The sequence below is a fragment of the Microcoleus sp. M2_D5 genome, assembly GCF_036701935.1.
In the GTDB taxonomy this organism is placed as follows: domain Bacteria; phylum Cyanobacteriota; class Cyanobacteriia; order Cyanobacteriales; family Microcoleaceae; genus Microcoleus.
Genome location: NZ_JAUBRP010000128.1, coordinates 1 through 9,726, shown reverse-complemented (window position 1 = coordinate 9,726; position 9,726 = coordinate 1). Strand labels below are relative to the sequence as shown.

Genomic DNA, 9,726 nt, shown 5'->3' with positions numbered 1-9,726 from the left:
TAAAATCTAAAATCTAAAATCTAAAATCTAAAATCTAAAATCTAAAATCTAAAATCTAAAATCTAAAATCGATTGACCCCTATTCTTCTGGTGCGCGCCCAGTATCTTGCCCGATTTGGGCTCAAATACATTTATCTCGATCGGCGACACTCATCGGTAGGAAAGGAGAATTTCGTCCGAGAACTTTTTCCAACTGGTTCGTCGAACTTTGATTGCGAATAAAATTATTGACTGTTTCTCTCCATTCAGTGTCACTTGCTGGCAGGAGCGTGCCGTGAGAAATGCAGGTTCAAGGCTGCTCCGGTCTCACAGAATATTGGCTTGGAGTTAAACCCTGTCTCAGCGCTTCTCCTACTAACAGCATTCCGTCGCTAGCCAAGGCATCGATTGTTCCTGATACCGCATCTTTTACACCCGACTGTCGGCCCGCGATACCTTCATACAAAGGTGTAGGGCTAGGATTTAGACTCTCAGATCAAATCAAGGAACAGGGAACAGGAAAATTATTTTATGTAGGAATGAGTCTCAAAAGCTGCATCTGAATAGTATATAATTATCACACAACTGATGTGATATTACAAGGTGCGTATTGTGGGATAAAAATTCTCTTCGCTCTTTTTTTATTACGGAATGTTTAAAATTGTATCTTTTCCTTAACCCTTTTATATTCTTTACCAAATCTTTAGTTTTTTTGTATAGGGTCTTGTTATCGTTGCTTCAAGCGAGCTTACAGCACTTTGCAACAAGAGTGAAATAACCCTTAGTTAAAAAATAAGTCTTTATGACACACTGCCCCGGCTGCTCGAATCAAATGCTCCGTCACGTTCGCCAGCATCAAATCTACTGGTTTTGTCGCCAATGTTGGCAAACAATACCTATTTACAATCTGAACAGATGTTGCTCATCGCCCTCTCTACATATACTTAGAGGGCTAGGGCTTAATGAAAAAAATATTTTTTATTCGTGGTATCTAAAAGCTCATTTGAGGGGGTATAAAGTTTAGACATTGCCTTATACGTAACTGGTTTTCCGGCTCAATACAGAGTTATATTGCATCAGTAAATTACCCAATTATAGTCCAACAAATCGAAAATATCTATATTCATCTATCGCTTAATTTATGGTAATACCTCGACGCAAAGTCATTATAAGTTTAGACCAAACACCACTTAAACGATTGCTACCTCTTTTGCTTGGTGTGGTGGCTTCTCTTGCTGTTTTATTTACGTGGCAACAGCTAACCATCAATGCACAAATTCACATTGAGCAGTTAATTCAGCAGGAAGCCAATGCGATTCAGTCACAACTAACCGAAGGATTATCCATTCGGGTGCTGACACTCCGGCAAATGGCGAATCGCTGGCAAGCCAATGGCGGTACGCCAAAGGCTCTTTGGGAAGCCGATGCTGAGGCTTATGTAAAGGATTTCTACGGTTATCAGGCGATCGCATTAGTCGATCCATCATTTAAAGTGCGATGGGTTGCACCACTGGCAGGGAATGAGGCAGCGCAAAACCTAGATTTGAATGGGGAACTGCGTCGAAAAATTACTTTGCAAGTAGCTCGTGATTTGCGTCAACCTATCTTAAGTGGCAATATTTCACTTGTTCAAGGGGGTAAAGGATTTTTAGCAAGTTTTCCTTTGTTTGTAGGTGAACGGTTTGATGGGTTTATTGTCGGAGTTTTTAACTTTAAAACTCTATTTGAGAGTATTTTAAAAGTGTCACCAGGGTACAATGTGGCTATATATGATGGCCCAAATTTGATCTGCGGTCAAAAGTATTTGCCTCGAAAATCCGAGGATAAAACAGTTGTAGTGAAAGCCTATGGTGTAGACTGGAGGATAGATGTTTTTCCAACTGCATATTTAGTAGAAAATGTCAAGTTTTATTGGCCAAAAGTTGTATTAATTGGTGGTTTATTTTTAGTTGCGATCCTGATGTGGGTCGTGTATCTCGCACAAATTAGTTATGGCAAAGTCGATAAATTCAAAAAAGCCAATCGCCAGTTGCAATGGGAAATTCACCAGCGAGAACAGGCAGAAATTGCGATCGCCCGACTAGCTGCGATCGTTGAATCTTCGGAAGATGCCATTCTCAGTAAAGATTTAGAGGGTGTAGTTACAAGTTGGAATGTAGGAGCCGAAACAATTTTTGGCTATACAGCGGCCGAAATCGTAGGGCAATCAGGGAGAAAGCTGATTCCCGAAGACTATGGAGAGGAGGAAAACGAAATTCTCACCAAAATCCAGCGAGGAGAACGCATCAAACACTACGATACCAAGAGGCGGAGGAAAGATGGAACATTAATCGATGTCTCGATGAGTGTCTCCCCCATTAAAGACCAAGCAGGGAATATAATTGGAGCCTCAAAGATTGCCCGGAATATTGCTGACAGCAAACAAGCAGAAGCCGCGCTACGTGAAAGTGAAGAACGCTGGGAACTGTCTGTACGCGGGAATAATGACGGCATTTGGGATTGGAATGTTCAAACCAACGAGGTCTTCTTTTCTAGTCGCTGGAAGGAAATGCTGGGCTATGAAGACCATGAAATCCAAAACATTGTAGACCAATGGGCTAATCTGGTACATCCCGATGATTTGGGATGGGTGATGCAAGCCGTTCAAGATCATTTTGCCAAGAAAACTCCTTTCTACATCACAGAACATCGCCTTCGCTGCAAAGATGGTTCCTACAAATGGATTTTGGATCGCGGTCAGGCACTTTGGGATGATGCAGGTAACGTAATTCGGATGGCTGGATCTCACACCGACATTACCGAGCGCAAGCAAGCTGAAGTTGCTTTACAGGTAAGCGAAGCCAGATATCGGCAATTGATCGATAACTTAAATGCGGGTTTTGTGATTCATGCGACCGACACCAGCGTCCAATTATGTAATAAAATGGCCGCTGAATTACTAGGGTTTTCAATTGACCAAATTCAGGGAAAAACAGTGAGCGAGCCGGCATTGCAGTTGGTGCGGGAAGATGGCAGCGTTATGCCCCTAGAGCAATATCCCGTGAATCAGGTTTTATCCACTGGAAGTTCCCTCAAAAATTATTTTTTAGGAATTAAAAAAAAAAGAGATTCTTGTGTTTGGGTATTAGTAAATGCCTACCCTGAGTTAAATCAAAAAGGTCAAATCCAACGAGTTGTAGTTACGTTTATTGATATTAGCCAGCGCAAAAAAGTAGAGGTGGAAATCCAAAAAACGCGCAATTTTTTACAAGCACTTCTGGATAATTTACCCGTGGCGGTTTTTGTTAAGGACGCACAGCCTAAACGATTTGGGGTATTTCAGTTTTGGAATAAAACCAGCGAACGGTTATTTGGCATTTCAGCCGAACAAGCGATCGGCAAAAGTGGCTATGATTTTTTTCCAACAGAACAGGCTATCTTTTTTGACCAAAAGGATAGAGAAGCCTTTGAAAAAGGTAAGACTGAGGATATTCTCGAAGAAGTCATTGACAGTCATTGTCGGGGAAAACGCTGGCTGCATACGGTGAAGATTCCCATTTTCGACCAGCAGCATCAGCCCCAGTACCTACTTTGTTTTTCCGAAGATATCACCGATCGCAAACACGCAGAAGCAGAGCTTAGAGAAATGAGTGAGGTGATGAAAAATGCGCTGTCCGGCATTTCCAAAATAGACACTCAAGGACGTTACCTCTATGTCAATAAAGCATATTCTGATGTGACAGGCTATCAGCCAGAAGAACTGGTGGGGATGTCCTGGGAAAAAATCGTAGAACCCGATGAGTTGGAAAAACTGGTTGCAGCCTATAGATTGATGCTGCAAGAGGGCAGAGTTGAAGTTGAAACCAGAGGAGTTCGTAAAGACGGTTCTGTTTTTTATAAGCAATTGGTGATGATTTCAACATACGACGAACAGCAGCAATTGTTGGGGCATTACTGCTTCATGAAAGATATTAGCGATCGCAAGAAAGCCGAACTTGCACTAGAACAGGAACTCCTGCGGAGTAAAGCCTTCTTCAACACTTCAATGGACGGTGTTGTTGTCATGGATTGGGTCGGAAAAGTTGTAGAAGCTAGTCCCAGTTTTGCTCAAATGCTGGGCTACACCCCAGAAGAAACCCTGAATCTGAGTGTGTTTGATTGGGATGCTCAATGGACGGGGGAAGAACTAGAACTTATGCTGCAGAGAGAGGAGGTTATTCCGCTGTTTGAAACGCGACATCGCCGCCCGGATGGTTCTGTATATGACGTGGAAATTAGCTGGAACCGGGTGGAATTACAAGATGAGATAATAAACTTCTGTATCTGCCGGGATATTAGCGATCGCAAACGCAACGAAGCGGAACGCCAACAAGCAGAACAGGCACTCCGAGAGAGTGAAACTCGCTTCCAAGCCTTCATGAATCACAGCCCTGCCCCTGCCTGGATTACCGATGAAAATGGTGTAATGCTCTACGCCAGCCAGACTTATCTCAATACCTTCGAGTTACCCACTGAGGATGTGATTGGAAAATCGATTTTTGAACTTTACCCTGTCGCCATCGCCCAACAATTTCTAGACAATATTCAAACGGTTGCTCACACCTACGAGGTAATTGAAACGATTGAGATTGCGTCCCGTCGAGATAGAAGCCTGGGTGAGTTTCTGGTTTACAAATTTCTCATCCCCGACTTATCTGGGCAAATGCTAGTAGGTGGTGTGGCGATCGATGTTACGCGACAGCATCAAGCGGAAACCGCTTTACAACTGAGTGAAGAACGCTTAATGCTAGCACTAGAAGCCTCTGGAGATGGACTGTGGGATTGGAAAATTGAAACTGGAGAAGTTTACATTAATTCCTACTACCAGGAGATGCTGGGCTACAAGCCGGGTGAGTTGGTGATGGATGTGAAGGTGTGGGAACAGATGATTCACCCTGACGATAAATTCTGGGTTTTTGAGTCTCTGAACAGTCACTTGCAAGATAGCTCAGTTAAGTATGCCTTTGACTATCGCGTGCGTTGCAAGTCAGGTGAGTGGAAGTGGATCGCTAACTACGGGAAAGTCGTTGCCTGCGATGAACAGGGTAAGCCTTTACGGATGATTGGAACGCATAAAGATATCAGCGATCGCAAATGTAAAGAACTGGCACTGCAGCACGCAATGGAAGCAGCAGAAGCAGCGAACTTGGCAAAAAGTACCTTCCTAGCCAATATGAGCCACGAATTACGCACTCCCCTCAACGTGATTCTGGGATTTGCTCAGGTGATGGCCCATGACCTCTCTTTAACTCCCAACCAAAAAAAAGACCTGCAAACAATTAGTCGCAGTGGCGATCACCTCTTGAGTTTGATTAATGATGTGTTGGATCTCTCGAAAATTGAATCGGGACACTGCACAGTTGAAGAGAGCGGATTTGACTTAATTGCGCTGCTGCATTCCCTCCGAAATATGTTGGCGGAACGAGCAAGTTCTAAAGGACTTGACCTTTGTTTCGAGATTGCGCCAGAAGTTCCCCAATTTATGCTTGCCGATGCTCAAAAACTGCGCCAGGTTTTGCTCAATCTGCTGAGTAATGCCATCAAATTTACCGATCGGGGAAGCATTACTTTGCACGTCAGCATTGAGGCGAACGGTACAGGGGCATTAACCACAACTGAGCCGATTCTCCAGTTTGCAGTCGCTGACACAGGTGTAGGGATTGCATCGATCGAACTCGATACCATCTTCGATGCGTTTGTGCAAGCTCAAGCTGGGAAGCGATCGACCGACGGTACTGGGCTAGGTCTCACCATTAGCCGCAAATTGTTGGAACTAATGGGCGGAAAAATTTCTGTCAGCAGCACTCTGGGAGAGGGGAGTACCTTCACATTTACTCTTCCCGTCAGCCCTGTCAGTGGAGTTAATGTTACACCCGAAGAGAATAATCGCCTCGTGATTGGGCTGGCTCCAAGTCAAGGGGATCATCGCATTTTGGTGGTTGACGATCGAGCAGAAAATCGCTTGCTAATGGTCAGATTGCTGACACAATTAGGATTAGAGGTAAAAGAAGCTACCAACGGACAGGAAGCGGTGCAGATTTGGCAACAATGGCAACCCCACCTAACCTGGATGGACATTCGGATGCCCGTGTTAGATGGATACGAGGCTACGAAGCAAATTCGGGCAATGGAAGACGGACGGAACAGTATCATTATTGCACTTACGGCCCAGGCTTCCCAGAGCGATCGCGCCCTCGCCTTGGCTGCTGGCTGCAACGACTACATCAGCAAGCCCTTCCGGGAACAAACCCTATTTCTCAAGATGGCCGAATACCTGGGGTTAGAGTATGTATATGAGGAAGAGGAAACAGAAAAGGGGGAACGGGGAACAGATTGTTTTCCTTCTAACCTCTGTTCTGTTGCCTCTTCCGTTTCAGATTCCTTCGATCCAATGCTTTTGGCGACATTACCAAAAGAATGGGTGGTTGAGCTGGAAGATGCTGCTTTATGTGGGGATGATTTTGCGATCGTTGAACTGGTAGCTCAACTTTCATCAGACCTCGGTCAATTGGGTATTTATCTGACGGAACTCGCCAACCAGTATCAATTTGAGAAAATTATTAATCTAATTCAAGGTAATTTCCCAAGTGAAATTCCTCCATTGGATTTATAAGCTGTTGTGCAGTTAAACGTTTGATTTGTACTAGCAAATTAGGCACAGCCAACAATAATTAAATTATATTGTTGGTAAGTTTGCCAAAAATAATCGTTAATCTTTATTGATAAATACTGCTATAAAATGAATCGTAAAGTACCCACCAAATCGAATTTTACTCCTTTAGATTTAACAAGCTTAGAGGAATGCAGTGAAGAATCAGTATATGCTCCCGGTCATATTCAGCCCCACGGGATACTTTTGTTTTTGCAAGAAAAAAGCCTCAAAATTTTACAAGTAAGTGACAATGTAGAAGTGTTTTTTGGCATTGCTGTCGCCGAATTGCTAGGTCAGCCATTGCCCTGGTTATTTGGTCACGAGCAAGTACAAGAAATGGTCAAGTATATCAATCAAGAAAAGGTCAAGATAGATAATAGTTTCGCTCTGAAAATACCTCTAAAAGACGGCACAATTCAAACATTTAGAAGCACAGTGCATCAGCTAGCAGATGGGTTTATTCTGGAGCTAGAACCCCAAGGGTCTATTGAAAATAATCATGCAATCGATTTCTATCATCGTCTGCAAACAGTAATCCTCAACCTTCGCAGTGCGATCGGTCTTTCTGATTTAGCTCAAACCATTTCTCTTGAAGTAAAAGCCATGACAGGGTTCGATCGCGTGATGGTATATCGCTTTGAAGCCGATGAACATGGGGTGGTGATTGCCGAAGAGAAAGAAAGCTATCTAGAAAGCTACTTGGGATTGCATTACCCGGCGATCGATATTTCCGTACCCGCCCGCAAATTGTTTTACAGCAATTGGGTGCGCCAAATTCCCAATATCAATTACACCCCTGCCCGCCTAATTCCCACCAACCATCCCCTAACCAATACACCCCAGGATCTCAGTGCTTGCGTGTTAAGGGGAGTATCTCCCTGCCACATTGAATATTTGCAGAATATGGGAGTGGCTGGGACACTGACGATTTCGTTAATTGACGATCGGCGTCTCTGGGGATTAATTGCCTGTCACCATTACAGCCCGCGATTGGTTGATTGCGAAACTCGCAAAAGCTGTGAATTTTTAGGACAATTTGCCTCGATCGAACTGGTGCATCAGCAAGAGCGAGAATTGAACGTTTACCGATCGCAGGCGAAAACTATTCAGGATAAACTTCAGCAGGCATTCCGGCGGGATTCTAATTTTATCGAACAGGTATTGACCGAAAATGCTTCTCAATTGCTAGATTTAGTTCATGCTCAGGGAGCTGCAATTCTGCTCGATGGTCGTCTGACATTGGTGGGTGAAACACCATCTGAAGCTGAGGTAGACGAACTCGTGCAGTGGTTGCTGCAACAGAACAAAGAACGAGTGTTTGCAACAGCTTCTTTGTCTCAGTTGTATCCCCAAGCCAAGCAATTCAAAGAGCGAGCTAGCGGTGTTTTAGCAATCTCAATCTTCCTATGCTATGCCAAACAAAAGTCATATCATATCCTTTGGTTCCGACCCGAACAAATTCAAACCATAAACTGGGCAGGTAATCCACAGGATGCTGTGTCGATCGACGAAATTGGAAAAATGCACCTGTGTCCCCGCAGATCCTTTGAACGGTGGCAAGAGACAGTGCGCCAGATGTCTTATCCGTGGCAGATTGCAGAGTTAGAAGCTGCTGCCGAAATGAGACATATCCTCATGCTGGCGGTGTTAGAATTTTCGCAAGCAGCCCTAGAACACGCTGCTGAAAGGGCCGCTATAGCCAACCGTGCCAAAAGCCAGTTCCTTGCCAACATGAGCCACGAGCTCAGAACGCCACTCAACGCGATTCTGGGATTTACCCAGCTTATGAACCGCAGCCCCTATATCCCAGAAGAATTTCAAGAGCATTTAGGGATCATTACCCGTAGTGGAGAACACTTGCTGACATTGATCGACGATGTTTTGCAAATGTCTAGGATTGAAGCAGGGCAATTGGTACTGAGTAAAAGCTGTTTTAATCTGCATCGACTGCTAGGTTCTATTAACGAGATGTTTACCATCAAAGCGCCTGAGAAAGGGTTACATCTGAGCAGCGAGTGGGATGCTACTGTCCCCCGTTATGTGTGTGGCGATCAAGCAAAACTTCGCCAAATCTTGATTAATCTGCTGGGGAACGCGCTCAAATTTACAACAACAGGAAGCATAGCCCTACGCGGACGAGCTTTTTCATCAGATGATATCCCATCCGGTACAAATTGCGATCGCGCCACTCATCCACCCGATGTTAAACAAACTATTACCCTGTGTCTCGAAGTTGAGGATACCGGATCTGGCATTTCTCCCTCAGATTTAGAATCAATTTTTGACGCTTTCATGCAAACCAATCGCGGTCGTCACGATCGAGGAACAGGTTTAGGACTGTCTATCAGTCGCGAGTTTGCGCGTCTGATGGGAGGCGATATCACCGTGCGAAGCACCCTGAATCGAGGCTCGACTTTTACCTGCCAAGTCGTTTTGGAACTACCAGAGTCCGTTGATTTAGATGAACCTGAAATTAGCGATCGGATTATCGGGATCGAACCCGGGCAACCTATCTACCGAATTCTAGTAGTAGAAGATGTTCTAGAAAATCGGCAACTGCTGGTGACGCTGCTGGAGTCAGTTGGGTTTGATGTGTGTGCGGTGGAAAATGGGGTAGAGGCGATCGATCGTTGGCAAACATGGCACCCTGACTTGATTTTGATGGACATTCAAATGCCTGTCATGGATGGTTATGAAGCGACGAGACAGATTCGATCGCAACAGTCATTAGTCATGAGTCATGAGTCATCAGCAGATAACTCAGGGCAAATGTCACAGGACAGAAGACAAATTACACGCATAATTGCCCTCACTGCCTATGCTTTTGAGGATGATCGCACCGCCAGCCTGGAAGTCGGTTGCGATGACTACATTGCCAAGCCGTTTACTGAAGACACACTTTTCGACAAGATAGCTCATCACTTGGGCGTCCGCTACTGCTACGCCGAAAAAGTTCAGTCAGACTCATCAGCTTCGCCACCAAAGATATTGACTCCAGACGTAATTGCTCAACTAGGGGAAAAAAGGGAGCCATCAATAGAGAGAGCTTGTTGAATAGATTGATAAGCAGTTAAACC

The 9,726-nt window shown here is 44.5% G+C and carries 4 protein-coding genes; 3 read left to right on the top strand and 1 reads right to left on the bottom strand.

From position 1 onward, the window contains the following. The first annotated feature begins 72 nt into the window (after positions 1–72). The gene (locus QUA50_RS28380) at positions 73–222 is read left to right on the top strand and encodes a hypothetical protein (protein ID WP_333298966.1); all 150 of its coding nucleotides are present in this window, start codon (positions 73–75) and stop codon (positions 220–222) included. A 67-nt stretch (positions 223–289) separates the two neighbouring features. On the opposite strand, the gene QUA50_RS28375 is transcribed toward QUA50_RS28380, so the two are convergent. Next, positions 290–445 (bottom strand): hypothetical protein, encoded by a 156-nt coding sequence (locus tag QUA50_RS28375; protein WP_333380230.1) that lies wholly within the window; start codon positions 443–445, stop codon positions 290–292. 675 nt (positions 446–1,120) lie between these two features. Here QUA50_RS28375 and QUA50_RS28370 point away from each other — a divergent pair. Further along, the gene (locus QUA50_RS28370; RefSeq protein WP_333268589.1) at positions 1,121–6,610 is read left to right on the top strand and encodes a PAS domain S-box protein; all 5,490 of its coding nucleotides are present in this window, start codon (positions 1,121–1,123) and stop codon (positions 6,608–6,610) included. A 126-nt stretch (positions 6,611–6,736) separates the two neighbouring features. Beyond that, entirely contained in the window at positions 6,737–9,703 is a 2,967-nt protein-coding gene (locus QUA50_RS28365) for a response regulator (protein WP_333268591.1), read from the top strand. Positions 9,704–9,726: the final 23 nt, after the last annotated feature.